Source organism: Sphingomonas floccifaciens (genome assembly GCF_042681125.1).
In the GTDB taxonomy this organism is placed as follows: Bacteria; Pseudomonadota; Alphaproteobacteria; order Sphingomonadales; family Sphingomonadaceae; genus Sphingomonas; species Sphingomonas floccifaciens.
In genome coordinates this window covers 1-25,548 of record NZ_JBHUFC010000027.1, presented here as the reverse complement: position 1 = coordinate 25,548, position 25,548 = coordinate 1, and the positions used below count along the sequence as shown (strand labels likewise).

Genomic DNA, 25,548 nt, shown 5'->3' with positions numbered 1-25,548 from the left:
CATAACCAGCTCGATGCTTCACGGCGGGCCACTGCGCATCTGGTCGGCACTCACCGATCCGGATCATCGCCGGGCGTGGAGTCCGCTCGTATTTCTCGATGATCCGTCCCGGCTCGGCGACACAGAATGCACCTTTGCGATCCAGGGCATCACCCGGCCAATTCGGACGCCAGCACGGATTGATCGATTCGATAAACCGCACGCCTTCGCTTGGTCCTGCGGCATCCCCTATCTGTTCACGCTCGAAGAGCGGTACGAGCTGGCGGGGGACGATGGCGGCACCAGGCTAACGCATAGCTGCACGCTGCGCGGGGCGCTCTCCCTGCCGTTCGCGGCGATGATGTTGCGCCGCCTGCGATCCCTGATGGTCGAATCTGACGATCGCCTCGCAACCTATCTCCGCTGGCGGGTAGGTCAGCCTGCCCGGGCTATCAATCGTCAGCGCGTCCCCTTCCGCTACAGGAGGAAGGCGCGATGATGATGCACTGTAAGCGGGTGCTGCCCGCCGTCATCCTCGTTGTCGGGCTCGCGGCGTGCTCGGAAAGAAAGCCGCCAGCCCCGCCAACGGAGCAGCAGATCCATTCGTCCGACAGCGCCGTGGCGACCGGGGAAATGGGGCGGCATAGATATCGCTGTTCCGACGGGGAACCGCTGTTCGTCGATTACAAGGACAACGGCCTGCAGATCGATTTGCGGCGCTCCAACGGGGGACCGCCGATGATGCTGACCGCGCCAGCGCAGGGCCTGCAATATGTCGGCGAAACAGCCACCGCGACCTTCAAGGGGTCGCAGCTCACCATCGTGGAAGGCGATGGCCGTACCCGGATCTGCGAGCGGGAAGGCACGCGATGAACTGCCCTGCCTTCGAACGCCACAGGGCGCTTCGTCGGAAGAGACCGATGTCTGACACGTCGATTTCAAATGTGACAACCTTGTGCGGCCTGAATCGGGCCGGTCTGGCGATCGCGCGCCTCGGCGTCGTTCTCGTCTCCGGGGCGGTTATAGGGGCGTGTAATCCAGCGCCGACCCAGCCTACCGAGCCGGCGCATGAAAAGCATCTGACGTCGAAACTAATCGCGCAGCGCATCATGTACTGCGACGACGGCACACGCGCCGATGTCGACTTCATCGATGACGGCTTGAAAATGGCCGTCACCTGGCTGCCGAAGGGCAGGACCGAGATCCTGCGCGCGCAGCGAACCGGTGACGAGTTTCGCGGCGACCATTCGCGGGCTGTCGTGGCGGGCGGATCGATCGCGTTCACGCGACGCGGGAAGATCCGCGTCTGCCACCGAACCCCGGAGGAGTCCTAGGAAATGCAGGCACTGCTCTATACGCTTGCGCCTGTGCTGGCGGTCGTGCTCGGCGCGATTGTCGCGAGCCGCACCAAGTTGAAACCTGGCCTCGTGGCGGGCCTACAGCATCTCGCTGCCGGCGTCGTGTTCGCGGCGGCAGCGACCGAAATCCTGCCGCAGGTCAAGCATGAGGCATCGCCCAGCGCGACGTTGATCGGCGGGGCGGCGGGCGTCGCGACCATGCTGGGGCTCAAGGCTCTTGAGGCCCGCTTCAAGGGGCCGATGGCGCTACTCGCCGCGATCGGCATCGACATTCTGGTCGACGGCCTGGTGCTCGGCCTCGCTTTCGTGGCGGGCGAGAAGGCAGGTCTCCTGCTGACGATCGCGCTCACTCTGGAAGTGTTATTTCTGGGACTGACGCTGACCGACGAGCTGGCGGAAACCTATCGCTCGCGCTTGCGCATCATCGTGATCGTCTCGGCATTGGCCCTGCTGCTGCCGATCGGCGCGCTCGCTGCCGTGCCGGTCGCCGCGCTGTCGCCGGTGATGATCGCCGGCTTCCTCAGCTTCGGGCTGATGGCGCTGCTCTACCTCGTCACGGAGGAGTTGCTGGTCGAGGCGCACGAGAAACCCGACACCCCGCTCATCAGCTCGATGTTTTTCGTCGGCTTCCTGGCCCTGCTGACACTTGAGGAGATGATGGGATGATCCCGGGCAACGACAACAATGGCGGGCAGGAGCGCCGCACACTGTGGATCGTCCTGCTGCTGAACGCGGCGATCGCTGCGGGCTTCTTCGTTTCCGGCTTCTTCGCGGACTCGAGCGCGCTGATCGCCAACGGCGTCGACAACCTGTCCGATACGGCTGTGTATGCGCTGAGCCTTGTGGCGCTCACCCGGGGCCAGACATGGAAGACACGCGCCGCGGTCGCTTCGGGCGTCATGCTGCTGATCTTCGCGGGCGGCATCTTGATCGATGTCGGACGGCGCTACGTGCAGGGCAGCGAGCCCATCGGACCTACCATGATGGTCATGTCCGCGATCGCCGGCGTCGTGAATTACCTCTGCCTGCGGCTGCTCCAGCGCCTCAAGGATCCGGACGTCAATCTCCGGGCCGCAACCACCTTCAGCTTCAACGACTTCATTTCCAACGGCGGCATCCTGATCGCCGGCGTGCTGGTGCTGTGGTTGGGTACCAATTGGCCGGACCTGCTGGTCGGCTTCGCCACCGCCATCATCGCCATCAAGGGCGGTGTCGAAATCCTGCGCGACGCGCGCGCCGAAACCAAGAAAAGCGAAAGGAGGTCGTCATGAACGACAAGCTCGAACTCGACATTCCAGTGTTGTTGCCGGACCTTCCTGACGCGGCCGATGCCTGCCTGGACCGTCTCGTATCAACCCTGTCAAAGCGCGAAGGTGTCGAGCGGGCGCATGTGATCTGTCTCGACGGCAACACGCCAGCGGCGCTGTGCATCCATTTCGATGCCGCCAAGCTGCCGCTGCCACGGTTGCGCGAAATGGTGCGCGCCGCAGGTGCCGAAATCACCGAGCGCTACGGCCATGCGATTTGGCAGGTGACGGGGATCAACCACGAACGTCGGGCGCGCACGGTCAGCGATGCGCTGTGCGCCTTGCCCGGCGTGGTCCAGGCAAGCGCCAGCACCAGCGGGTCTGTCCGGGTCGAATATGATCGCCGCGAAACCACCGAAGAGGAGGTGCGCGCTGCGCTTCGCAAGCTGAAGGTGAGGGTGGGCAAGCGGGTCGCTGCCGATGAACATGCCGGCCACGACCACGGCCCCGGGGGCCACGGCGCGGGCGAAGAGAAGCACGGCCCCGGCGATGGCCACGACCATAGCCACGCCGAATTTCTCGGCCCCAATACCGAGCTGATCTTCGCGCTCGCCTGTGGCGCGCTGCTGGGGATCGGCTACGCGATCGAGAGGCTGGTCGCTGGCGCGCCCGAATGGCTGCCGACCGCCTGCTATATCGCAGCCTATTTCTTCGGCGGATTCTTCACGCTGCGCGAGGCGATCGACAACCTCCGGATGAAGAAGTTCGAGATCGACACGCTGATGTTGGTCGCTGCGGCCGGCGCCGCTGCGCTGGGCGCATGGGCCGAAGGTGCGCTGCTGCTGTTCCTGTTCAGCCTCGGCCATGCGCTTGAGCATTATGCAATGGGCCGCGCCAAGAAGGCGATCGAGGCGCTGGCGAAGCTCGCGCCCGAAACCGCGACCGTGCGACGCGGCGGGCAGACCAGCGAAATCCCGGTCGAGCAGATGGTCGTCGGGGACATTGCCATCGTCCGCCCGAACGAGCGCCTGCCTGCCGACGGCTTCGTCATCAAGGGCACCAGCGCGATCAACCAGGCCCCGGTCACGGGTGAAAGCATCCCGGTCGACAAGGTGCCGGTCGCAGATGCCGCAGCGGCACGCGCCAAGCCCGATGCAGTCGACGCGGAAAGCCGGGTTTTTGCTGGTACGATCAACGGCGGCGGCGCGATCGAGATCGAGGTGACACGCCGTTCCAATGAAAGCGCGCTTGCCAAGGTCGTGAAGATGGTGAGCGAAGCGGAGACGCAGAAGTCGCCGACGCAGCGCTTCACCGACCGGTTCGAACGGATCTTCGTGCCCGCCGTCCTGGTCCTGTCAGTGCTCCTGCTGTTCGCATGGGTGGTCGTCGACGAGCCGTTCCGCGACAGCTTCTATCGCGCGATGGCGGTGCTGGTGGCGGCAAGCCCGTGCGCGCTCGCGATCGCAACGCCGAGCGCGGTCCTGTCGGGCGTTGCCCGTGCAGCGCGGGGCGGCGTGCTCGTGAAGGGCGGTGCACCGCTCGAAAACCTCGGGTCGCTCAAAGCGATCGCTTTCGACAAGACGGGCACGCTGACCGAAGGTCGTCCGCGCATCACTGATGTCGTGCCCGTCGATGGCGCCGATGAAGGCGAGTTGCTGGCGCTGGCTGTCGCCGTCGAAGCGTTGAGCGACCATCCCCTGGCCCAAGCGATCGTCAAGGACGGCCGCGAACGTCTGAACGATCGTGCCGTGCCGACTGCCGGCGACCTCAAGAGCCTGACCGGTCGGGGCGTCACCGCGAGCGTGGATGGCGAGACGGTGTGGATCGGCAAGGCCGAGATGTTCGGAAGTGAGGGCATTCCGGCGCTGGGGCAGGGCGCGCAGGACGCAATCGCGAAGCTGCGCGAGAACGGCCGCACGACAATGGTGGTCCGCAAGGGGGACCGCGACCTGGGCGCGATCGGCCTGATGGACACGCCTCGCGAAGCTGCCAAGACCGCGTTGCGTCGGCTGCACGAGATGGGCGTGTCGCGGATGATAATGATCTCCGGCGATCACCAGAAAGTCGCCGAAGCGATCGCCGACGAAGTCGGGATCGACGAAGCGTGGGGCGACCTCATGCCCGAAGACAAGGTTGCCGCGATCAAGAAGCTCGCCGGCGAAGACAAGGTCGCGATGGTGGGCGACGGCGTGAACGATGCGCCGGCGATGGCAAGCGCCACGGTCGGCATCGCGATGGGCGCGGCGGGGTCGGACGTTGCGCTGGAGACAGCCGACGTGGCGCTGATGGCCGACGATCTGGCGCACCTGCCATTCGCAGTCGGTCTTAGCCGCCATACCCGTGGAATCATCCGGCAGAACGTCTTCGTCAGCCTGGGTGTCGTCGCCTTCCTGGTGCCTGCTACCATCCTCGGCCTCGGCATTGGGCCAGCGGTGGCGGTTCATGAGGGATCGACGCTGCTCGTCGTCATCAATGCGCTCAGGCTGCTCGCCTACCGCGATCCGGCAGGGAAGGCGGCATGAAGTGGCTGATCGCCTTCGACCTCGACGGCACGCTTGCCGAGAGCAAGCGGCCGTTATCGGAGGATATGGCCGCAATCCTCGCCCGATTGCTCGCCATCACGGATGTGGCGGTGATCTCGGGCGGGGACTGGCCGCAGTTCGAAAAGCCGATCGCCTCGCGCCTTCCTGCCGGCGTCGCGCTCGACCGTCTCTGGTTGATGCCGACCACAGGCACGAAACTCTATCGGTTCATCAATGGCGCTTGGCGCGCGGTCTATGCCGAACTGTTCGACGACGCGGAGAAGGCGAAGATCCGCACGGCCTTCGATCAGGCGCTGACCGATGCCGGTCTCGCCGACGAACGTATCTGGGGCGAACGGATCGAGGACCGGGGCAGCCAGATCACCTTTTCGGGCCTGGGGCAGGCAGCGCCGCTGAAGGAAAAGGAAGCGTGGGATCCTGACCGAAAGAAGAGGACCGCGTTGCAGGCCACGTTGCGCGCGAAGCTGCCGGAGCTCTCGATCAATCTCGGTGGCACGACATCGATCGACGTGACCAGAGCAGGGATCGACAAGGGCTATGGCCTGAAGCGCCTGAGTGCCGAGAGCGGTGTCCCGCTCGACGGGATGCTGTTCATTGGGGATGCGATATTCCCCGGTGGGAATGACTATCCCGCTGCTGAAATCGGCCTCGACACAGTGAGGGTGCGCGACGTCGCGGAAACCACCGCCGTCGTGACCGCCATCATCGCGTGTCTGCACCGATAGGATCAAGATACATGGTCGGCTCCATCGCGGAATGCCGCATTGTCAAAGCTCTGGCTTCTGTCGCTTAGGGCAGCGCTTCCTAAAACGAAAAGAAGGCAATGTGCGGGTCTCCGCGAACAAAGCCTCCAGCGATCAATCTAAGAGATTCCGCCGCGCTTCTCAATCGTAGGGGGCGTTTGCGGGAGGGGGCGGAATCCTACGCTAAGGATTTGGGCCAGCGATATTCCCCGGTTGGATTGATGTGTTCCCATCCCAACGGCGAGACGTGGGCGAGTAGATCAGGCGCGATATGGGTACCGCTGGCGGCCCGGGTATTGACGACCTCGCCGAGCTTCATGGTGTTCCAGAATATGATGATGGCGGCGAGCAGGTTCATTCCGGCGATGCGATAGTGCTGGCCTTCGCCGGATCGATCCCGGATTTCACCTCGGCGGTGGAAGCTGATGGCGCGCTTTAGGGCGTGGTGGGCCTCACCCTTGTTGAGGCCGATCTGAGCTTGGCGCTGGAGGCCGGCATCAAGAATCCAGTCGATCATGAACAGGGTTCGCTCGATGCGGCCCACCTCTCGCAATGCGAGGGCCAGCTCATTCTGGCGCGGGTAAGAGGCGAGCTTGCGAAGAATCTGGCTGGGGGCGACGATCCCCGCTGCGATCGTCGCCATGATGCGCAGGATGTCGGGCCAGTTGCGCTCGATGTGCGGTTCATTGATCTTACCTCCGACCAGCGCTCGCACATTGGCCGGCGTCGCGTTGGGCGTGAAGGCATAGAGTCTTTTCTGAGGGAGATCGCGGATACGGGGGGCGAACCTGTAGCCGAGCAAGGCGCAGGCGGCGAACACATGATCGGTGAAGCCGCCCGTGTCGGCAAAATGCTGGCGAACGCGGCGGCCCGCGTCATTCATGAGCAGCCCGTCCAGGATATAGGGAGCCTCGCTGACCGTTGCCGGGATCACCTGGGTTGCGAACGGCGCATATTGATCGGACACATGGCTGTATCCCTTGAGGCCCGGGACGTTGCCATATTTCGCGTTGATCAGATTCATCGCCTCGCCCTGCTCGGTAGCAAGGAAGAACTGCCCGTCGCTGGATGCCGATTGCCCTTGTCCCCAGAAGGCGGCCATGGGCAGGGCGGCGTGGGCCTCCACGATCATGGCGAGCGCCCGATCATAGGCGCTGCCTTCGACATGCCAGCGCGCGATCCGCAGCAATTCCCAGAAGCTGTGCGTGTTGGTCGCCGCCGCCATCTTGCGCAAACCGAGATTGACGCCTTCCGCCAGCAACACGTTCATCAGGCCGATCCGGTCGCTGCAGGGCGCGCCGGTGCGCAGATGCGTGAACGCCTCGGAAAATCCGGTTCGCTCATCGACTTCCAGCAACAGATCGGTGATCCTCGCGGGCGGGAGCTGTTGATAGAGATCGAGCACGAGATCCTCGGCCCCTTCGGGCGTGTCGGCCCTCAGCTTGTCGATGTGCAGCTTGCCGTTCTCGATGATGCCGCCTGGGATCGTGCCGGTTCGCGCCGCGCGGCCAAACTCCTTCAGCCGTGTATCCAGTCGAGCCCTGCGCTCGGCCAGCCATTCGCCGGGTCGCAGCGGCACGGCGAGCCGCGCGGTCTGCTCTATCGCCTGTGGCGGGACCAGAAGCTGCTTGAGGTCGCCATAGCGGCGCGATCCCGCCAACCATATGTCACCGGACCGGAAGGCGTCGCGGATGTGGAACAGCACCGCGATTTCCCAAAGCCGGTGGTCGCCGCTGGGCTCAGCGCGAAGATGACGATGCCATTTCAAGTTGGGACGTAGAAAATCCACCGGCGGATCGACCTTGATCCGGGGACCGGTGAGAGGATGGTCGAAAACGTACGCTAAGCACAAAGCCGTGTCAGCGATCGTATGACATCACGGATGGCCGGCTTTCCATTTTACCGGAATACGCAAGTAGGTGACACCGTTCGCCTCCGCCTGATCGAAATGGCCCGCGCGGATGTTGACCTGGATCGAGGGCAGCAGGAGCTTGGGCACGGATAGCCCGGCGTCACGCTGCTCGCGCATGGCGACGAAGTCGTCCTCATTCACACCGTCATGGACGTGGACGCTCGACCGTCGCTGCTCGCCCACCGTCGTCTCCCAGCGATAGTCGTCGCGACCCGGTGCCTTGTAGTCGTGGCAGAGGAACAGTCGCGTCTCGTCGGGCAGCGCCAATAGCCGGCGGATCGAGCGATAGAGCGTCCGCGCATCCCCGCCCGGGAAGTCGGCGCGGGCGGTGCCATAGTCGGGCATGAACAGCGTATCCCCGACGAACGCCGCATCGCCGATCAGATAGGTCACGTCGGCCGGGGTGTGGCCGGGGACATGCAGCACCTCGACCGCCAGCGCCCCGATCGCGAACTGGTCGCCATTCTCGAACAGGCGGTCGAAGTCCGAGCCGTCCGTTTTCAGATCATCCATCGCGAACACGGGGCGGAAGATTTTCTGCACGTCGCGGATATGCGCGCCGATCCCGATCCATGCGCCTGTATGCGCCTTGATGAAGGGTGCGGCCGACAGATGATCGGCATGAGCGTGCGTCTCCAGCACCATCGCGATCCGCCAGTCCTGCTCGCGGGCGAAGGCGACGATCCGCTCGGCCGAGCGCGTGTCGGCGACGCCGCTCGCCATGTCGAAGTCGAGGACTGGATCGATCACCGCCGCAGTCCGTGTCGCGGGATCGCCGACGAGGTAGCTAATCGTATTGGTCGGCTCGTCGAAAAACGCCTCGATGAAGGGCTGAGTCATGATTTTCTCCGTTAGCGCTTGCTAATATATTAGCTGGTGCTACATAAGCAACACCTAATGGAGTGGCGATGATGCTCAAACCGCCGATGGACCTGGCGACATTCGAGGCGAAGGCCGGGCAGGTCGCCGACACGCTGAAGGCGATCGGCAATGCTCGCCGGCTGATGCTGCTGTGCAAGCTGGTCGAGCATGGCGAGATGACGGTCGGCGATCTGGCCCGTGATGTCGGCTTGTCGCAGTCGGCCTGCTCGCAGCACCTGGCCAGGATGCGCGACGAGGGTCTCGTCACCTACCGGCGGGAGAGCCAGACGCTCTGGTACGCCATCGCGGATGCCCGCGTCGAAACGCTGCTCGGCACTCTCTACCAGCTCTACTGCAAGGATTGATGCGATGACGCTCGCGACCCTTTCTCCCGACGATACCCGTGCCGCGATCGATGCCGGTGCGCGCCTGATCGACATTCGCGGTGCCGACGAGCATGCGCGCGAACGCATTCCCGGCGCGATGAACGTGCCGCTCGACCGGATCGGCGATCTCCCGCGCGACGATCGTCCGGTCGTCTTTCACTGCAAGTCCGGGATGCGCACCGCCGCCAATGCGGCGCAGCTCGGCGCGGCAGCGGGTGGCGCGCCGGCCTATATCCTGGGCGGCGGCATCGATGCGTGGCGGCAGGCAGGACAGCCCACCGTCGCCGATCGGTCGCAGCCGTTGGAAATCATGCGGCAGGTGCAGATTACCGCCGGTGGGCTGGTGCTGATCGGCGTTCTGCTCGGCACGTTCGTCGCTCCCGGCTTCTTCGGGCTGTCGGCGTTCGTCGGGGCGGGGCTGATGTTCGCGGGCGTGACGGGGTGGTGCGGCATGGCCAACCTGCTGCGCGTCATGCCCTGGAACCGGCGCGCGACAGCCTGAGGCGATCGTGGACACCGCTGCCACCCTTGCCGCGCTTGCATCGGGCGGCGTGATTGGCCTGATCCTCGGCCTTGTCGGCGGAGGCGGGTCGATCCTCGCCGTGCCACTCCTGATCTATGTTGTCGGCGTCGGATCACCGCACGCTGCGATCGGGACGGCCGCTGTCGCCGTCACCGTCAATGCGCTTGCCAGCCTGGTCGGCCATGCGCGAGCGGGCCGCGTGAAATGGCGGTGCGCCAGTGTCTTCGCCGTCTCCGGAATGATCGGCGCGGCGCTGGGGGCGGAGTTGGGCAAGGCGTTCGACGGCAAGCGACTGCTTGTCCTGTTCGGGCTTCTGATGATTGGCGTCGGTTTGTCGATGTTGCGCAAGCGCCGCACGGCGGAAGCGCCGGACGTGCGACTGACCCGCGATAGCGCCTCGACGCTGCTGCCGCGCTTGGTTCCGATCGGGCTGGGCGTCGGGCTTGCCGCCGGCTTCTTCGGGATCGGGGGCGGCTTCCTGATCGTGCCGGGGCTGATCCTCGCGACCGCGATGCCGCTGCCCTTCGCGATCGGCACGTCGCTGGTCGTCGTCAGCGCGCTGGGGTTGACCACCGCCTTGTCCTACGCCCTGTCGGGGCTGGTCGACTGGAGCGTGACCGCGATGCTGGTCGTGGGCGGCGTCGCTGGAACGATCGGCGGTATTGCATTGGGCAAGGTTCTCGGCACCCGTAAGGGGCTGCTCGAACGTGGCTTTGCCGCCGTCGTGATTGCGGTAGGAACCTACGTTACGGCATCGTCGCTCTGAACCTGAGCAGCTTCAGCCGACTGCTATCGGCGCCCTCGCGCCAACAGCTTTTCACCATCGGGCCTGATCTCGCCCTTCGGCGTGACGTGTCGGTAGAGTGTTTGGCGCGTCACGCCGAGTTCGGCGCATAGCTCCGCGACCTTGGTTTCCGGTTTGCCCATCGCGGCCTGGGCGAGACGCAGTTTGGCCGGCGTCATCTTGAACGGACGCCCGCCGTGCCGACCGCGTGCCCGAGCGGACTCCAGACCGGCGCGCGTGCGCTCGACGATCAGTTCTCGCTCGAACTCGGCGAGGCCGGCGAAAATCGCGAAGATCAGCCGACCGTTGGCGGTGGTTGTGTCAATCGACGCGCCTTCGCCCGCCAGCACCTTCAACCCGATGCCACGCTTCGTCAGATCACCAACCGTATTGACGAGGTGGCGCAAATCGCGGCCGAGCCGATCGAGTTTCCAGATGACCAGCGTGTCGTCGCGGCGCAGCGCCTTCAGGCAGGCGTCCAGTCCCGGTCGCTTGTCGAGCCGGCCCGATGCGGCATCCTCATAGATATGCTCGGGATCGACGCCGGCCGCGACCAGCGCGTCGTGCTGCAGGTCGTGGACCTGGCTGCCGTCCGCCTTGGACACCCGCGCGTAACCGATCTGCGTTGTCACATATACGTCCGTTCACGTGACGGAGCGGCATTGCCCGTCGATCAATCGCGATAATGTCACATAACCCGTCTTCTGGTCTATGCTCCATGAACGGGTACGCTTTCCTGTTTCGTGACGAACAGGAAGCCGATGCCGACCAAGACCATCCTGTCGCCCGCGCAGCGTGCTGTGATCTTCGACCCGCCTGCCGATCGCGCGACGATCGAACGGCTCTATACGCTCGGTCCCGACGATCTGGCACAGGTGGCGCGACGTCGGCGCGGGGCGAACCGGCTCGGCTATGCGGTGCAGCTTTGCTACCTGCGTCATCCCGGTCGCAGGCTACTGACGGGGGATGCGGTGCCCGCCGCCATGCTCGCGCTGCTCGCCGATCAGATCGGGTGCGTAGCCGACGACTTCACCGGCTATGCCACGCGCCCCACGACATTGCGCGAACACCGGGCCGAGATCGAAGCTCTGCTCGGTCTGCGCGCCTTCGCGCGGGTGGATGTACGGGCGATGCTGGCGCTGGGATCGGAGATTGCCGCTTCGACTGATAGAGGTGAGACGATCGTCACAGGCATGGTCGATCGCTTGCGGGCGGACCGGATCGTACTGCCGGCGACATCGACGCTGGAACGGCTCGCCCTCATCGTGCGGACACGGGCGCGCAAGGCGGCCCATTCCAATCTGATCCGCGACTGTTCGACCGAACAGGAAGCCGCACTCGAACACATGATCGCCTCCGACGATGATGGGCGCACCCGGCTAGGATGGATACGCGAATGGCCGGAAGCACCATCGGCCGCGAACCTGAAGGGAATCGTCGAACGGCTCGACACCGTGCGCGGCATCGGGATCGCGGCTGATCGAGCACGACGTATCCATGCTGCTCGCTATGCCGTCATTGCGCGGACCGCCGGCATCGTCACCGCCCAGCACCTGCGGCGTCTCGAACGTCCGCGCCGGCTCGCCATGCTCGTAGCTTCCGTGATCGAGATGGAAGCGACGTTGACCGACGCCGCGCTGGTCATGGTGGAGAAGATGGTGGGCGCGCTGTTCCGCCGTGCCGACCGCACCCGCTCCGATCGGCTGCTCGGCCAGGCACGGATGCTGAAGGACACCGCGCGTTTCCATGCCCGGCTCGGTCGCCTGCTGGTAGATGCTCGTGCGAGCGGGCGCGATGCCTTCCGCGCGATCGACGCGAAGATGGGCTGGGATCAGCTCGAACGCAGCATCCGCTTTGCCGAGGATCTGACGCGCTCGGCCGATGACGGGCTGGAAGAAGTGGTCGAACGCTATCCCGCCGTGCGGCGTTTCGCCCCGACGTTTCTCGCCGCTTTCACCTTCCGCACCGCGCGGTTGGCTGATCCGCTGCTCGGCGCGATCGAGGTGCTGCGCACGATGTACCGCGACGGTCGATCGGTCCTGCCGAAGCGAGTGCCGACCAGCTTCATCAAGCCGCGCTGGCGCAAGGTCGTGCAGCCGGCGGAAGGGACGATAGACCGGCGCGCCTATGAGATCGCAGTGATCGCCCACCTGCGCGAGCGGCTCGGCTCGGGCAGCATCTGGGTGGACGGCAGCCGCGCCTATCGCACGCTCGACGACTATCAGCTGCCCATGCCCGCCTTCGAAGCGATGCGCGCGAGCGGCGATCTGCGCCTGGTTGTGCCGACCGACTTTTCCAAATGGTACGAGGAACGCCGCACCCTGTTGGCCCGGCGCATGACGGAGGTGGAGCGCGCAGCCGCAGCGGGCGAGCTGGTCGATGTGACGATCGAACGCGGGCAGTTGCTCATATCGTCGATCCGGCGATCCCCGTCCGACGATGCCGATGCGCTAAAGGCCCGGCTCTACGCGATGCTGCCGCGCGTCCGAATCACCGATCTGCTGGTCGAGGTCGCCGCATGGTCGGGATTCGCCGACCGTTTCGTCCATGCGCGCAGCGGCGCCCCCGCCTCCGACCAGTCCGCGCTGATGGGTGCGATCCTCGCCGATGCGACCAACCTCGGCCTGGGCCGCATGGCCGAAAGCTCGCGCGGGCTGACGTTGTCTCGCCTGCGCTGGACGGCGGAATGGCATGTGCGCGACGAAACCTATCTGTCGGCGCTGGCGGCGATCGTCGATTGCCATACCGCGCATCCGCTCGCGGCGGTCTGGGGACCGGGCGATACATCGTCGTCGGACGGGCAGTTCTTTCGTGCCGGTGGTCAGGGCGAGGCCCGCGCCGATCACAACGCCCGCTATGGCACCGAACCAGGCGTGCTGTTCTACACCCACGTCACCGACCGCTTCACGCCGTTCCACACCAAGGTCATCGCCGCCAATGCCGGCGAGGCCGCGCATGTCCTCGACGGCCTGCTCGACCATGAAAGCGAGCTGGTCATCCGCGAACATGCGACCGATACCGCCGGCGCGGTCGATCATGTCTTCGGCCTGTGCCATCTGCTCGGCTTCCGCTTCGCGCCCCGCATCCGCGACCTCAACGAGCGCCGGCTCTACAGCCTGTCGCCGCTCGACTCGTGGCCGACGCTGCGCCCGCTCGTCGCCGGTCCGGTCAAGATCCGCGCGATCGAGGAGAACTGGGACGAAACCCTGCGCCTTGCCGCCTCGATCCGCGCCGGCACGGTGAGCGCCTCGGTCATGCTCCGCAAGCTGGCGGGCTTCCCGCGTCAGAACTCGGTCGCCCGCGCGCTGCGGGAGATAGGTCGGATCGAACGCACCCTGTTCATGCTCGACTGGTTCGATGATCCCGACCAGCGTCGTCGCACCGGCAGCATTCTCAACAAGGGCGAGGCCCGCAACGCGCTCGCCCGCGCCATCTTCTTCAACCGCCTCGGCGAACTGCGCGACCGCACCTTCGAGAACCAGCGCCATCGCGCCTCCGGCCTGACCCTCGTCACCGCGGCCATGACGCTCTGGAACACCGTCTATCTCGACCGAGCTGTCCGTCATCTGCGCGGCAGCGGCGTCGACGTGCCCGACGAGCTGCTCGCCCACGTCGCCCCTCTGGGCTGGGAGCATATCGGCCTCACCGGCGACTATCTCTGGGGCGAGATCGACAAACCTCGCGAGCGGTTCAGGCCGCTGCGCCTCCACCAGCAAAGCCGGGACGCTTAGCGTACGTTTTCGACCATCCTCTCACCGGTCCCCGTATTGCCTCAAACGGCGATAGCCTAAAGTGGAGAGTTTTATTTTGGGAGATCAGGAATGAACATCGGGATGAAGACGATCATGGCGTTGTCAATTGCTCTGCCCGCCGCGGCGTGGGCGCAGTCTGACGCTCGAGCCGCTGATGCGCGCGCCGTGAAGGCTGTGCTGTCGTCGTACAAGAAGGCGATCGAAAAGCTTGACGCCGCTGGAACCGAGCGACTGTTCACGACCAACGCGCAGATTTTCGAGACAGGAGCATCTGAGGGCAGCTACACCACGTACTTGGCTCATCATCTCGGTCCCGAGCTGAAGCAGTTCAAATCGTTCCGTTTCTCAGACTACAAGGTCGACGTCCGCTTCGAGGGACCGGTTGCCCTTGCAACCGAAACCTACCGTTACCGGATTCAGCCCAAAACCGGTGAGGCGGCCGAACGGCTCGGTGTTGCCTCAAGCGTACTTAAAAAGGTGGGCGGCAGCTGGAAGATCGTGTCCATGCACAACAGTGCTCGTAAGCCGAAGGGAAGCTAATGGAGGTAGGCGGAGGCTGGTGCGTGAACGTATTTCTCAGCAGGGATTAACGACTCAGGGAGGTGCTTTCGGGATTGCGCTACACCGGCATGCTCATAATGTCCTTGTAGGCGGACAGCACTTTGTTGCGAACCTGCAACGTCGCCTCGAATGCGATTGAGGACTCCTGCCGCGCAAGCATCACCTTCGCGATGTCGGTTTCCTCTCCGCGTTCGTAGGCAACCGTCAAAGCACCAGCGCGCGCATTGATCGCATTAATTTTTTGAAGCTGCGTCTGAAAAGTAGCGGCGAAGCCGCCTAGATCGGCGTGTCCTGATTGCGAAACGGCCGCCGCTCCGCCCACGCCTGAGACAGAATTTGGGCTATCCGCCTTTCCCAGCGCGGTGTGCATCGCTGCGTCAAAAGCCGCTCCTTTCGCAGCCCCGGACACGGAGACAGAGTTCGGGTTGCTTGCTACGTTCCGAAGCGCCGCGTTCTTGTCGAGGACAGCGTTCCGCAAAGCCATGACATCATTGATGGAGATGCTGCTCATATTTTACCTCGGTGCGCCTTCAGCGCACCGACATGTCGCATTGAAACCGTTATGGCATGGTTAATTGAACTTAGTACTGATTGCCTATTCATGAAGCTATGCACCGATCCCTCGCGCAACGTCTCGTCGCGGATAGGTTCGAGGGTATTGTCTTGATACCAGCGTCGCCCCTCGATCCGGCTCCCGGTGCGAAGCACGCCGGTCGCATAGGCAGCGCGGTCCGCATCATCCATCATAGGGTCGCACCAGCGCCAGCGCCGTTTCGTGGGGCCCGTCAAGCTATGTGGTGAAGTCACGCAGATGGAGGATTACCGGCATCGCCTTGGGATGCCATGGCGAGACGATCGCGTTCGGCGAAGGCGTAGGCTTCGCTACGCACAGTCGGTCGCCATATGCCGACGAAGAACGCGATCGGCTCATTGGGGATCAAGAACCACATCTGCCGGGGCTTGCCATCGTCGCCAGTCCCGCCCTCGGGGTGGGGTCCGGCGAAATGGGTGAACGGGACAAGGCAGCGCCGCTCCGGGTTGGCGAGCGACGGCTTCCACATCGATGAAGCGAGGTTGCGGCCATGGGTCACATACTTGTCCAGCTTCACGACCGGGTCGCGCTTGCTCGGCGCCTGGATCGCGAAGCCCCATTCCATCGTGACCGGCTCCAATGGCCGGTTGCCCGGCGACGATCACCGCACGCCCAGGCGCACCGAGGGGTCTTCTTCTCGGTAGGGAAGACTTCGCGCGGCACCGGGGAGGTCTCATCCCCAGGATTGGCAGACGTATCGCTAAAGCGATCCCCGGCAATGGGGTGCGGGTTCGATCCCTGCCGCTGACGTTAAGACCGAGCAAGACGGATCATGGATGTCAAAAATCGCGACTACGCGGTTTTAATCAAGAGAACGCAATAAAAGTTTAGCGTGAGTATTTTGCGCTCTCGATCTGATATTTCCCAACCCGGAAATGAAGTTCTTTGAAGCATGGAGGGTTGATATCAATTCTGAATGCCGGAAGCAGGCACTTTGAGATATTCGACACGAAGGTGACAACTCACGTTTCATCTGTGACGGTGACCGTATCAGGTTTCACGACCGCATCTCCTTGCGTTGACAATCCGGTTCCCGCTTGCGGCGGGGACCGCAATCACACAACCGATTGCACATTCCCCCGTCCTCCAAAAGCTGTCAGCGACTCCGGTCCTTATCGCGCGGTGCTGGCGCTTGCGCCGGGGTCGCGCGGCCGATTTTGACGTCCAGCGATCCGCCCGCTTTGATCCGATCGGCGACGAGCTGGCGCGTCGACTCCGCGATGGCTCCGACCATGCGCGCGCTCTCGCCCCGATCGCGCGCGGTCTTCATGGCCGCGTCGACGATTGCCTGGGCGGGCGCAAGGCGCGGATCGGCTTGGTTCTTCTCCGGCGTGTTCTTCAGGAACAGCTCGGCAAGCCGCTCCTGCCCCGGCGAGTGACCAGGGGCAGGATCGGCCGCTCCAGCGACCGCACGGCGCGCTGGAGCTGGGCCGGCTGCTGGTTGTTGATTTGAACACCGAGTGCTGCGCCGATCTCCCGCACGCGCTCCAACGGCGTCTGCTGCGGCGTCACGACGGCATCGACCTGACGGACACCTAGATAGGTGAGAAGGTGCGATTGATAGATCGGCCCTTTGGCATGGCGGACATAGGCGAGTTCGGTGCGCGCGTTGGCGATGGCGGGGGAGGGGGCACCCTCCTTAATCAACCCACGCAGCCGATCGGCCGCCTGTTGGCGAGCGGCCGGCAAATAGCGTTCCAGCTCCTCGCGCGCCTTGGTCAGCGTCACGCGGTAGCGTTGCCCCTCGGGCGGCGCGCGCTTGGGGAGCATGGCGATCCCTGCGGGGCCAATCCGCGCCTCGGGCGCGAGGTCGCGCTTGATCGCCGCTGCGGAGAGAACCGCCGCCATTCCGCGATGATCGCCGGTAAGAAAGCCGTGACGGGACGCCTCCATCCAACGGTCCTTGTCGATCGCGGCGATGCGGATCGGGTGGCCGGCTTCGCGGGCGAGCTGGGCGGCATGGTGGCGCATGGTGCGCCCGTTCCCTTCGCGGAAGGGATGAATGGCGTTGATCTCGTTGATGTGGTTGCCGAGCCGATCGAAAAACTCGTCGCGAGGAAGCACCCGCAAGCCGCTCTGCGCTCCTACCTCGGCGAACCGCTTGTCGAGTTCGCGCGCGATGTAGGGGACGGCGGCGAAGCTCGATCCGCCCTTGGCGATGTTGACGGTGCGGTCCTGGCCTGCCCAATCGTAGAGGTCTTGGAACAGGTGTTTGTGAAGGGCACGGTAGCCGTCGGCGGTGGCTGGAAAGGTCAGGCGCGCAGCCTCCGCGCCGCGCGCCTGCGTCAGTCGTCGTTCGGCCTCGGTAAGCGTTTTGTCTTCCGTAATCCCGAGCCGGTTACGAAGCGTCTCGGTGCCGGGATATGTATAAGGATCGCTTGCCAAGGTCAGGCAGCGATCTGGCGGGTTCCGGGCTGATAGAGACTGAGGATAATCGAGGGCATGAGGGCGGGCGGAACGCCCTCGTCGAGCATCATCGAGAACATCGCGTCCTCGTCGATGGTCGGGGTCATATCCTCGATAACGAGATTGGCACGGGCTTCCGCTACGTCCTCGCGCCAAAGCGCAACCTGTTCAGGGCTGCCGCGCTCGAAATCCATCTGGCGGATGCGCTCGCGCAGCGTTTCAAGATCGATCTGGGCCATCGCGGTCATCCTTTCTGCTCATAACCCTACGCCTTCCAACGCGATTCCTCAACAAATCACGTGCGATAAGAGCCGGTCGGTGCGTCGCGATCCGCGCTCGCTTGAACGCGGATCGCACGCCGGGGACGTCAGTATTCGCTCGCGAGCATGATCGTCAGCACGCGCTTGGTCTGTTGCTCATCCCACGGCGCTTCGCTGCCATAGGTAAGCGTGTTGTCGTAGTAGTCCACCTTCCAGAAAACGGTTTCGGCGATTGCCTTGTCGTCGCTCGGTCGCTCCTGCGTCCACGTTCCCGTCGCGAGCCGATAAACCGCGCCGAAATCATGTTCTCCGTGAGGATCGTTGTCGCCGGTGAATTGCGAGAAGCCGACGATCGCCGCCAGCGCCGCGAAGCGATCCGCGTCGGGGAGAGACTGGAAACCCAGCGTGACGTTGGCGATGGATGCGGTGCCCGGTTGGCTCCGGGCTAGGTCATTAAGGCGACGGATGGTGTCGAGTTGTTCGGGGCTGCACATCACTGATCCTCCTTCTGGCATGGGCCGCAAGGCCGCTCGGCCTCACGGCCCTGCCTGTCCGGCGAGGACGGGATGGGGAGGGGGAGCGAGAATCTACCGCTGGTGCGGGCGAGCCGCCTAGCGCGGCCGAAGCCTCCGGCGACGGGTGCCGCGGTTGGCGGATTACACGGGCGGTCGATTGTCGTTCGGGAACGAAAGGGCAGCGCCCTTGGTGTTCCCCTAGCGCCGGTCGCGCGCATCGCGATCGGCGAGAGTTGCGCGGTGCGGATCTCCGCACGGCACTATCGCGCGCAAGCGCGCCCCCGTCAGGAGGGCGCGTTGCGTGCGTCGCGGGCGGCGATCACCAGATCGACGATACGCGGCTGATGGAACAGCTCGCCACGCTCGACAACACCGAGACCGGGACCATCGAGAACGTCGCGGATGCGATCCTGCACGACCTCCTCCAGGTCTCCGGCGAGAACCCAAAAGTGGCGCGGGTCACGATCGCGGCCATCGGCGCGGAACTGGTCGCTTTCGACGACGGCCTGGACCAGCGCGTTCAGCGCGGCCATCCCCAGCGCGCGCTCGAAGGCGAGCTGCGCGAATAGGCGATGATGGGACATGGAAACCTCCGTGTTGCCGTGATTGGCGACGACGGCGGGAGGGGCGCGGAACGCCGGGTCATAGGACCGCGCCAGCGGCCGGCTTGCCGGGCAGCGGGGGAGCCGATTTGCGCAGCAAATTGGGGGGACCGCTGATCCTTGAGGCGGCGTTCCGCGCCCCTCACGATGGGCGGAGACTGACGGACTGCCTCTACAAACCAACGCCCGCCCACGGGGCGGACCGCTAGCCGATTTTCTGCTTTCGTTCTCGACTCGGCTGACTCATAGAATCGTCATGCCGATCATGGCCGAACATCGCTGGCTCTACCCGATCGACTGGCCTGAGTTGTCGAGGCTGATCCGGTTCGGCCGCGCCAAGGGGCGCTGCGAGCATTGCCAGCGCCCGCACGGCCGGCGGGTGTTCCACTTGGGTGACGGACGCTGGTGGGACGCTGATCGCCACCAATGGCGCGACGGGCGCGGTCGCCGGGTGCGTGCGCCTAAGTCGGACGTGGCGACGATCGTGCGCATCACGCGGGTCTATATCGCGTGTGCGCATCTGAACCATGACCCCACCGACAACGCACCACGCAATTTGGCTGCACTCTGCCAGCGATGCCATATGATCCATGACGCGGCCGAACATCGGCGCCGGCGATGGCTGAATGCTTACAGACGTCGGGCCTTGGGCGATCTGTTCGCATGGTTCGAACCACGCGCGATCTTGGTGAGGAATGGCGGCGGTCGTAGTATCAGCTTGGGTGACGGGCTGCGCGGCTCACACGCGAATAGCAGAATGGAGTGATAGCAATGGATACCTTCAACGCTGGCGTCCAATACAACGACTTCAAGGGAACCGTTGCCGCGGACATTTCCGATAATGTCGCGCTTGCCGGCCATCTGGTGTCTTTGGGAAAAGCTGAAAGCGACGAGCGTGTCATTGGATTCAGGATCGCTTCTGGGGAGAACCAGGGGACACCCGTGACCGATGTGTCGCTGGTGGCTTATCTTCTTCGGTCTGCTGAGTTTGAGCCAGCCCCGGCAGAGGTGCGTGCTGTCGAATTGCGCATCACGCCGGGGGAAGCGCTCGCATTTTTCAAGCGTTTCGACCTCGTGGCAGTTCGGCGCGGCGTCGATTTGAGCGGCACTCACGTAGATGGCCCGCATTACGATTAAACTCGCCATCGCGCCGCCCGTCCCTTGTGGGCGGGCGGCGTGCGCTGATCTGCAAGGGCAGCGCGCGCGACGGCCATGCAGAGCATGGCTGTCGCGCCGGCGAGGGGGCTGATGCTGGGCGGTTGGTCGAGAAAAGGGGGTGATTATCACCGCCCCCCGTATCCGTTTACGCCATTTCGTCGGCCTCCATGTCCTCGCCATCGAAGGCATCGGCGTCGGGATCGTCCAGTTCGTGCCGCTCGGGCTGGTCGAACGCCCCGATCTGCATCGGCGCGGGAAGCCAGTGCGAAGCGAGCCGCCCCGACACGTTGACCGCCAAGTCTGCCTTCTTCTTGATGGTTGCGCAGTTGTCGGCGCTGGCATCGCCGCATTCGGCGCGGAGTAGGTCGATAAGGGCCGCACGGCGCATCTTGTCGAACAGGGCGATGGGGGCTTGCCAGCGGGTCGCAATGTCCACGCCTGTCGCGCGGGCCACCTGCTCAAAGTGATGGTGACGCGCACCGGGGGCACCGCCTGCGAACAAGGTGCCGTCCACCGTCATCGCCACCAATCCGGCGAGTAGCGCCATCTTGTCGTCGTGACTCATGGCGCGAATGACCTCGAACCGGCCATCTGCTGGGACCGATGCGAAGCGGTCGGCCATCGTTTCTTCGACCTCCCGCACGTCGCTGGTCGCCATAAGGTCGTCGGCAACATCGGTCGCGATGGTCTTGGCCTGCACGTCTATCGCCATCTGATAGCTGTGCGCGCCGTGGAGTAGCTGACCCGCAAGGCTGTCCAGCAGCACATCCAGCGCCAGCGCCGGGTCGGCTGAAACCGCCTCCTGCACGATGCGGGTCTTGATCCGCGACAGGTCTGCAACAAGGCTGTTGCTGTAGAGCGGCTGCGGCTCGCCGCTGCTCGCCTTGGGCTTCGGCTCGGCCTTCGCGCGATAGAAGCTCTTGCCGAGCGATCCGTCATGCGAAACCCAGAGCGCCACGCCCCCGACCGCGACCTGCTCGGCATTGAACCCGCGCAAGCCCTCAGTGATCGCATCCCGCTGATCGGACAACGGCGCGATGCGGTCGCTGTCCTCGCCCTCGGCCTCGGCGATCTGTTCGATAGCGACGTCGATTGCCTCGATCCGCGCGGCCTCGTCCTCGGTCGGCTCGCGCGTGGCCGGATACAGGCTGCCCTTCATGTAAAGGTCGTAGGGCCGGTCCAGCGTGGCGCGGACCTCATGCCAACCGATCGCGCGATACTCGTCGGCGATACCGTCCAGCTTGTCCTCCGCCAGTTCCTGCACAAGCTCGGGATGGTCGGCAAACCCCTCGGCCCCTTGGCTGAACAGGTCTACCGTGATCGTCCCGCCCTTCGCCTCGTAGGCGTCGCGCCCGACGAAGATAAACGCGCCGCTGGTGGTGTCCACCTTCTCGGTGGTGAGCATCCGCCGGATGGTGTGGGCGTGGCCGTTCGCCGCCTTGCATACCTTCACCTGTTGGTCGTGGTCGTCAGTGAGGGTGAGCGCGCGCGCCGCCTCAAGCGACAACTGGTCCTTGGCGATCAGGTCGATCAGCGCCGGTGCCAGCGCGGAAAGGCGAAGCATCTTATAGACGAAGCTGACCGCCTGACCGAACCGGGCAGCGATTTCCTCGGCGTCCATGCCGGTATCGCGTAGCGCCGCAAAGGCGCGGATGCTGTCTGCCGGGTGCATGTCCTCGCGCTGGAAGTTCTCCGCGAGCGACAGTTCGATGGCCTCTTCCTTGGTGCGGACCTCGACGGGAAACGCGTCGCTGTTCTTGATCTGCTTGCGCTTCGCCAGTTCTTTGAGGCCGCGATAGCGCCGCCCTCCGGCGAACACATAGAACAGGCCCTCGTCCTCATAGGCGACAAGGTTTTGCAACAGGCCGTGCGCGGCAATGTCGTCGGCCATGCTCTCGACGGCGGAAGGCTTCACGCGCCGCTGATTGAGCGGGGAAAGGCGAAGCTGCGACAGCTTGACGGTGATGATACCCATGATGATGCTCCTGATCTGAATAAGGTTCGGTGATGGGGGAGGGGTCAGCCTTCGAGGCTCGCGAGTTCGTCAAACTCGGCCGATGCGCGCGCCGCGCCGTCCCCTGCGTAGGTCGCGCCGGAACGCGGATAGAAGAACACGCGCTCGCCACGGCGGTAGGGGGTGCCGTCCGCGCTGGTCCCGTCCACATTGGCCCGTTTCCAGTAGGGATCGCCCTTGTATCGGGTGTAAGCCATTCTCTTTCCTCCTTCTTCCTGCGGCTGAAAGCCGGTTGCCGCAGCAACCGGGTCTGCCTCTCCGGCGAGGAGCGGGATGGGGAGGGAGGAGGAAAATCGATGGCCTGGCGCGGGCAGGCCGCCTTAGCGCGGCCGACGCCCCTTAGGGCGTCGGGTGCCGCGCTTGGCGGACCACACGGGGCCGTCTATTTTCCTTCGGGAACGAAAGGGCAGCAGCCCTTGGTGTTCCCCGCGCTGGCGGGCCTCCGGGGGAGGGCCGTGGCGCTCTACAGGGGAGCGTCTCGCATCTTTGCGCGTCCGCAGGTGTGCCACGTGGCACACCTCACGCGAGGATCGTTACCCTTTGGGACGAGACGCCGGGACGGTGGCTCGGTCGGCGCGAACGCGCCGATAGGGCCGTGCCCGTCAGGGTCGCGCAGGGTCTTCAAGCCTGATGGTATGGATTTCGCCGTCTTCACCGCCGAAGCGTCAGACCCGCTCATTATCATCGGTGAGGATGTTGGCAGATGCGTAGGAGAGTGCGACCGCGCTCGAATGCGATCGTTCCTCCGGCCATGATCGCACGCGTGTGACGCCCCGTGAAGGGCTCTCCTGTCTTGGACGCCGCCAGAATCTCGGTCGGCCCGGACGGCAACCATGTCACGGCCATGCGCAAACCGTCGTCGAGGAAATCAATGTCGGCCCGGCTGCCGTCTGCGCATGTGACGTATCGCTGTTCCAAGACCCGCGTCATTGAGTGAGGTCGGTGTATCTCCGACGTGTCGCGAGTATTTGGTGACGGCTCCGAACAGCCAACGGTCATCATAAGTAGCGTGGCGGCGCAGATGCGCACGTCAACCATTCCGCTTCCTCATTAATCCGGACTCACGCCTCGCGGGTCCGTCGCCAAGTTGGCCGGCAACCCCGAAGGGCTGCCGGCTCGGGTATGGTCCCGCAACGAGCCGGTTATTCAGCTCGCCGAAGGGTTGGCGGAAACAACCTTGCCGTCCGCACCAATCACGACGTGAAGCGTGCGCCGTGCGACAGGCTCGGAGGGATTGGTGAAAGTCACGACGGTCTGACGCGCGCCGTTGGCGGTCCGCTGCGCGGTGCCCTCGACCTTTGCTTTGGACCAGCTCGGGGCGAGCTTGGATTGCGTCACCATGCGAACGACGTGCTGACGCGCCACCTCGGCGGGCGCTTGGCTATGCGCTTCCTCGTCGTGAACGGGATGGGCGGCGGCGGGGGCTGCGGCCAATACCGCGACGGCTAGGACTGCGTATTTCATGGGTAGTCTCCTCGTGGTGGAAAGGGTGGAGTGCATCGCTACGATCAGGATTTCGGCTTCGCAGCGAAGCTGCGGAACGTGCCGGTCGCCGTCACGGTGATGGTCACGGGCGCAGTGGTGCGGTTGCGCCAATACCATCCGTGCATCCCGTCGAAAGGAGCCTGGAAATCGCCCTTCTCGCCGGCGGACGATCCTTTCTCGTAGCTGGTGTATTTATCTGCCGGCGCGTCGTGTTCCTCGCCGTGAAGCTCGAAACGGACCTCCGGTCCGCCGGTCGACCAGGCGTAGGCGATCCGGTCGCCAGCGCGCATGTCTGCCTTCACTTCGCGACCTTCGTCGGGCTGGAGCGTGATCTTCACCTCGGCCGTCTGCGCGGTCGCCGGCACGCTCGACCTTGCAGCCGGCGAAGCCGGCGCCGTGGTCGCCGGGACTGTGGCGGTCTCGGCTGCATGTTCGGCCTGCTTGACCTCTCCCATGCGAGTGAGGCCGAGCAGGCGGCCCGTCCCGATCGGATCGACGCCGTATTCGGCGGGCAGGATCGTCGTCGCGAGCAGCGCGACGGCGACGCCGAAGGCAAGCGCCGTTGCCCGGTTGAGCTGGCGCAGCGTCGGGAGATCGCCGACGTTTGGCAGATTGGCGTTTTTCATCAGGCGTTCCCTTCGAGAATGAGGCCGGCGAGCTGGTAGCCGGTAAGGACGAAGCCCGCGGTCATCAGGACCACGTTCGCGGCAAAGGCATGTCGGCGGAAGCTGGCGGTGCGGCGCCAGTAGCCCATGACGATCAGGATCGCGGACAGAGCGAGTAACTGGCCGATTTCGACGCCGACGTTGAACGACAACAGATTCACCAAAAGGCCGTTCGATGGCAGCGCGAAGTCCTGGAGCTTGGTCGCGAGGCCGAAGCCGTGGAACAGGCCGAAGATCAGGACCGCGGCCTTGGCGTTAGGCTGGACGCCGAACCACCGCTGATAGGCACCGAGATTGTCGAGCGCCTTATAGACCACCGACAGACCGATAATCGCGTCGATCGCATAGGGACTGACGTGGGTGCCGAGCAGAACGCCGGCGATCAGCGTCGTGCTGTGGCCGATCGCGAACAGCGTCACGTAGGCGGCAACCTGCTTCATCCGGTAGAGGAAGAAGATCACCCCGAACAGAAACAGCAGATGGTCGTAACCTGTGACCATGTGCTTGGCGCCGAGATAGAGGAAGGCGCCAGGGGCGGGTCCGTTGATCGTTTCGATGAATGCCTGATCGCCTTCGGCGACCCCATGTGCATAGGCGGCGCTTGCCATGAACGTCGCGGTGGCGACGGCAAGGAACGTCGTCACCCCTCTCAAGTGCAGCGGGAGGCGCCACGGGCGGTTGGATGATGTTTCCACGGTAAATTGTCTCCGCTTCATCACGCGAGCGCGTGCGTCGGGGTGGCAGGGTCGGGGCGTCGCCGTTGCGACCACCGGCCCGCCAGGGCGGTGATCGCTGGCAGCACCAGCAAGGTCAGGGCGGTCGAAGTAATGAGGCCGCCGATGACGACGGTTGCGAGCGGCCGTTGCACCTCGGCACCTGTGCCGGTGGCGAGCGCCATCGGCACGAAGCCGAGCGATGCCACCAGCGCGGTCATCAGCACCGGGCGGACGCGCTCCATTGCGCCGTCCACGATCGCGTCATCGTCGCTCGCCCCTTCCTCGCGATGCTTCCCGATCGCGCTCATCATCACGAGGCCGTTGAGGACGGCGACGCCCGACAGGGCGATGAACCCGACCGCTGCGGTGATCGAGAAGGGGATGCCGCGCAGCAGCAGCGCAAACACGCCCCCGGCAAGCGCCATCGGCACCGCCGAGAACACGATCGCCGCCGACACGAAGCTGCCGAGCGCCATGTAGAGCAGG

Annotated in this window: 29 protein-coding genes and 1 pseudogene; 14 read left to right on the top strand and 16 right to left on the bottom strand. The window is 64.6% G+C overall.

Features of this window, described 5'->3' with window-relative positions; all coding sequences use genetic code 11:
• The first annotated feature begins 1 nt into the window (after position 1).
• From ACFSC3_RS20605 to ACFSC3_RS20575, 7 genes are read left to right on the top strand one after another with little or no spacing between them, the layout of a single operon-like run.
• Entirely contained in the window at positions 2–478 is a 477-nt protein-coding gene (locus ACFSC3_RS20605; RefSeq protein ID WP_380942260.1) for an SRPBCC domain-containing protein, read from the top strand.
• Positions 475–852, top strand: a complete 378-nt coding sequence (locus ACFSC3_RS20600; RefSeq protein WP_004212880.1) for a hypothetical protein — start codon at positions 475–477, stop codon at positions 850–852. The genes ACFSC3_RS20605 and ACFSC3_RS20600 overlap by 4 nt, the downstream gene beginning before the upstream one ends.
• Positions 853–899: 47 nt before the next feature.
• On the top strand, positions 900–1,313 hold the full coding sequence (locus ACFSC3_RS20595; RefSeq protein WP_004212881.1) for a hypothetical protein: 414 nt from the start codon (positions 900–902) through the stop codon (positions 1,311–1,313).
• 3 nt (positions 1,314–1,316) lie between these two features.
• Positions 1,317–2,003, top strand: coding sequence for a ZIP family metal transporter (locus ACFSC3_RS20590; protein ID WP_004212882.1), 687 nt, complete (start codon positions 1,317–1,319; stop codon positions 2,001–2,003).
• Complete coding sequence (locus ACFSC3_RS20585) at positions 2,000–2,608, top strand: cation efflux transmembrane domain-containing protein (RefSeq protein WP_004212885.1); 609 nt, start codon at positions 2,000–2,002, stop codon at positions 2,606–2,608. Before ACFSC3_RS20590 ends, ACFSC3_RS20585 begins: the two co-directional genes overlap by 4 nt.
• On the top strand, positions 2,605–5,106 hold the full coding sequence (locus tag ACFSC3_RS20580) for a heavy metal translocating P-type ATPase (RefSeq protein ID WP_004212886.1): 2,502 nt from the start codon (positions 2,605–2,607) through the stop codon (positions 5,104–5,106). Before ACFSC3_RS20585 ends, ACFSC3_RS20580 begins: the two co-directional genes overlap by 4 nt.
• Positions 5,103–5,852, top strand: a complete 750-nt coding sequence (locus ACFSC3_RS20575; RefSeq protein ID WP_380942258.1) for an HAD-IIB family hydrolase — start codon at positions 5,103–5,105, stop codon at positions 5,850–5,852. Before ACFSC3_RS20580 ends, ACFSC3_RS20575 begins: the two co-directional genes overlap by 4 nt.
• Positions 5,853–6,048: 196 nt before the next feature.
• Here ACFSC3_RS20575 and ACFSC3_RS20570 read toward each other — a convergent pair.
• Positions 6,049–7,692: pseudogene (locus ACFSC3_RS20570) on the bottom strand (Tn3 family transposase); the annotation flags it as partial.
• Between the two features lie 54 nt (positions 7,693–7,746).
• Complete coding sequence (locus ACFSC3_RS20565; protein ID WP_380942256.1) at positions 7,747–8,622, bottom strand: MBL fold metallo-hydrolase; 876 nt, start codon at positions 8,620–8,622, stop codon at positions 7,747–7,749.
• A gap of 68 nt (positions 8,623–8,690) precedes the next feature.
• Here ACFSC3_RS20565 and ACFSC3_RS20560 point away from each other — a divergent pair, with 68 nt between their 5' ends.
• From ACFSC3_RS20560 to ACFSC3_RS20550, 3 genes are read left to right on the top strand one after another with little or no spacing between them, the layout of a single operon-like run.
• Complete coding sequence (locus ACFSC3_RS20560) at positions 8,691–9,008, top strand: ArsR/SmtB family transcription factor (protein WP_042469298.1); 318 nt, start codon at positions 8,691–8,693, stop codon at positions 9,006–9,008.
• Positions 9,009–9,012: 4 nt separating this feature from the next.
• A complete protein-coding gene (locus ACFSC3_RS20555; protein WP_042469176.1) occupies positions 9,013–9,531 on the top strand; it encodes a rhodanese family protein in 519 nt (172 codons plus the stop codon).
• Positions 9,532–9,538: 7 nt separating this feature from the next.
• The gene (locus ACFSC3_RS20550) at positions 9,539–10,318 is read left to right on the top strand and encodes a sulfite exporter TauE/SafE family protein (RefSeq protein WP_042469177.1); all 780 of its coding nucleotides are present in this window, start codon (positions 9,539–9,541) and stop codon (positions 10,316–10,318) included.
• A gap of 23 nt (positions 10,319–10,341) precedes the next feature.
• Here the strand turns inward: ACFSC3_RS20550 and ACFSC3_RS20545 are convergent, their stop codons facing one another.
• Positions 10,342–10,968 carry a recombinase family protein gene (locus ACFSC3_RS20545; RefSeq protein ID WP_082052512.1) on the bottom strand — a complete coding sequence of 209 codons (627 nt, stop codon included), beginning with the start codon at positions 10,966–10,968 and terminating at the stop codon, positions 10,342–10,344.
• 129 nt (positions 10,969–11,097) lie between these two features.
• On the opposite strand from ACFSC3_RS20545, the gene ACFSC3_RS20540 reads away from it, so the two are divergent.
• Positions 11,098–14,067, top strand: coding sequence for a Tn3 family transposase (locus ACFSC3_RS20540; RefSeq protein WP_042491074.1), 2,970 nt, complete (start codon positions 11,098–11,100; stop codon positions 14,065–14,067).
• Positions 14,068–14,157: 90 nt separating this feature from the next.
• Complete coding sequence (locus ACFSC3_RS20535; RefSeq protein WP_053003295.1) at positions 14,158–14,628, top strand: YybH family protein; 471 nt, start codon at positions 14,158–14,160, stop codon at positions 14,626–14,628.
• Between the two features lie 79 nt (positions 14,629–14,707).
• On the opposite strand, the gene fliE is transcribed toward ACFSC3_RS20535, so the two are convergent.
• The 7 genes from fliE to ACFSC3_RS20500 form a co-directional block, all read right to left on the bottom strand.
• Positions 14,708–15,160, bottom strand: coding sequence for a flagellar hook-basal body complex protein FliE (fliE, locus tag ACFSC3_RS20530; protein WP_042469180.1), 453 nt, complete (start codon positions 15,158–15,160; stop codon positions 14,708–14,710).
• Between the two features lie 292 nt (positions 15,161–15,452).
• Complete coding sequence (locus ACFSC3_RS20525; RefSeq protein ID WP_231738854.1) at positions 15,453–15,806, bottom strand: SOS response-associated peptidase family protein; 354 nt, start codon at positions 15,804–15,806, stop codon at positions 15,453–15,455.
• A gap of 531 nt (positions 15,807–16,337) precedes the next feature.
• On the bottom strand, positions 16,338–16,511 hold the full coding sequence (locus tag ACFSC3_RS20520; RefSeq protein WP_350025988.1) for a hypothetical protein: 174 nt from the start codon (positions 16,509–16,511) through the stop codon (positions 16,338–16,340).
• A 68-nt stretch (positions 16,512–16,579) separates the two neighbouring features.
• Positions 16,580–17,626, bottom strand: a complete 1,047-nt coding sequence (locus tag ACFSC3_RS20515; RefSeq protein ID WP_350025989.1) for a Fic/DOC family protein — start codon at positions 17,624–17,626, stop codon at positions 16,580–16,582.
• Between the two features lie 2 nt (positions 17,627–17,628).
• Complete coding sequence (locus ACFSC3_RS20510; protein WP_042469301.1) at positions 17,629–17,886, bottom strand: hypothetical protein; 258 nt, start codon at positions 17,884–17,886, stop codon at positions 17,629–17,631.
• Between the two features lie 128 nt (positions 17,887–18,014).
• Positions 18,015–18,401, bottom strand: a complete 387-nt coding sequence (locus tag ACFSC3_RS20505; RefSeq protein ID WP_042469183.1) for a DUF3768 domain-containing protein — start codon at positions 18,399–18,401, stop codon at positions 18,015–18,017.
• A 305-nt stretch (positions 18,402–18,706) separates the two neighbouring features.
• Entirely contained in the window at positions 18,707–19,006 is a 300-nt protein-coding gene (locus ACFSC3_RS20500; RefSeq protein ID WP_042469185.1) for a hypothetical protein, read from the bottom strand.
• A 274-nt stretch (positions 19,007–19,280) separates the two neighbouring features.
• Between ACFSC3_RS20500 and ACFSC3_RS20495 the strand changes: the two genes are divergently transcribed.
• Positions 19,281–19,790 carry a hypothetical protein gene (locus tag ACFSC3_RS20495; protein WP_231738850.1) on the top strand — a complete coding sequence of 170 codons (510 nt, stop codon included), beginning with the start codon at positions 19,281–19,283 and terminating at the stop codon, positions 19,788–19,790.
• Positions 19,791–19,795: 5 nt separating this feature from the next.
• Positions 19,796–20,161 (top strand): hypothetical protein, encoded by a 366-nt coding sequence (locus ACFSC3_RS20490; RefSeq protein ID WP_042469187.1) that lies wholly within the window; start codon positions 19,796–19,798, stop codon positions 20,159–20,161.
• A 166-nt stretch (positions 20,162–20,327) separates the two neighbouring features.
• Here ACFSC3_RS20490 and ACFSC3_RS20485 read toward each other — a convergent pair whose 3' ends face one another.
• The 6 genes from ACFSC3_RS20485 to ACFSC3_RS20460 all read right to left on the bottom strand — a co-directional run.
• Positions 20,328–22,157 carry a ParB/RepB/Spo0J family partition protein gene (locus tag ACFSC3_RS20485; RefSeq protein WP_042469188.1) on the bottom strand — a complete coding sequence of 610 codons (1,830 nt, stop codon included), beginning with the start codon at positions 22,155–22,157 and terminating at the stop codon, positions 20,328–20,330.
• A 44-nt stretch (positions 22,158–22,201) separates the two neighbouring features.
• On the bottom strand, positions 22,202–22,393 hold the full coding sequence (locus ACFSC3_RS20480; RefSeq protein WP_042469189.1) for a hypothetical protein: 192 nt from the start codon (positions 22,391–22,393) through the stop codon (positions 22,202–22,204).
• A 949-nt stretch (positions 22,394–23,342) separates the two neighbouring features.
• Positions 23,343–23,660, bottom strand: coding sequence for a DUF6488 family protein (locus tag ACFSC3_RS20475; protein WP_042469191.1), 318 nt, complete (start codon positions 23,658–23,660; stop codon positions 23,343–23,345).
• Positions 23,661–23,704: 44 nt separating this feature from the next.
• Complete coding sequence (locus ACFSC3_RS20470) at positions 23,705–24,307, bottom strand: hypothetical protein (protein WP_042469192.1); 603 nt, start codon at positions 24,305–24,307, stop codon at positions 23,705–23,707.
• Positions 24,307–24,954, bottom strand: a complete 648-nt coding sequence (locus tag ACFSC3_RS20465; protein ID WP_042469303.1) for a HupE/UreJ family protein — start codon at positions 24,952–24,954, stop codon at positions 24,307–24,309. The genes ACFSC3_RS20470 and ACFSC3_RS20465 overlap by 1 nt, the downstream gene beginning before the upstream one ends.
• A 107-nt stretch (positions 24,955–25,061) precedes the next feature.
• Positions 25,062–25,548: efflux RND transporter permease subunit (locus ACFSC3_RS20460; RefSeq protein ID WP_380942253.1), on the bottom strand; the 487-nt coding region annotated here is incomplete at its 5' end.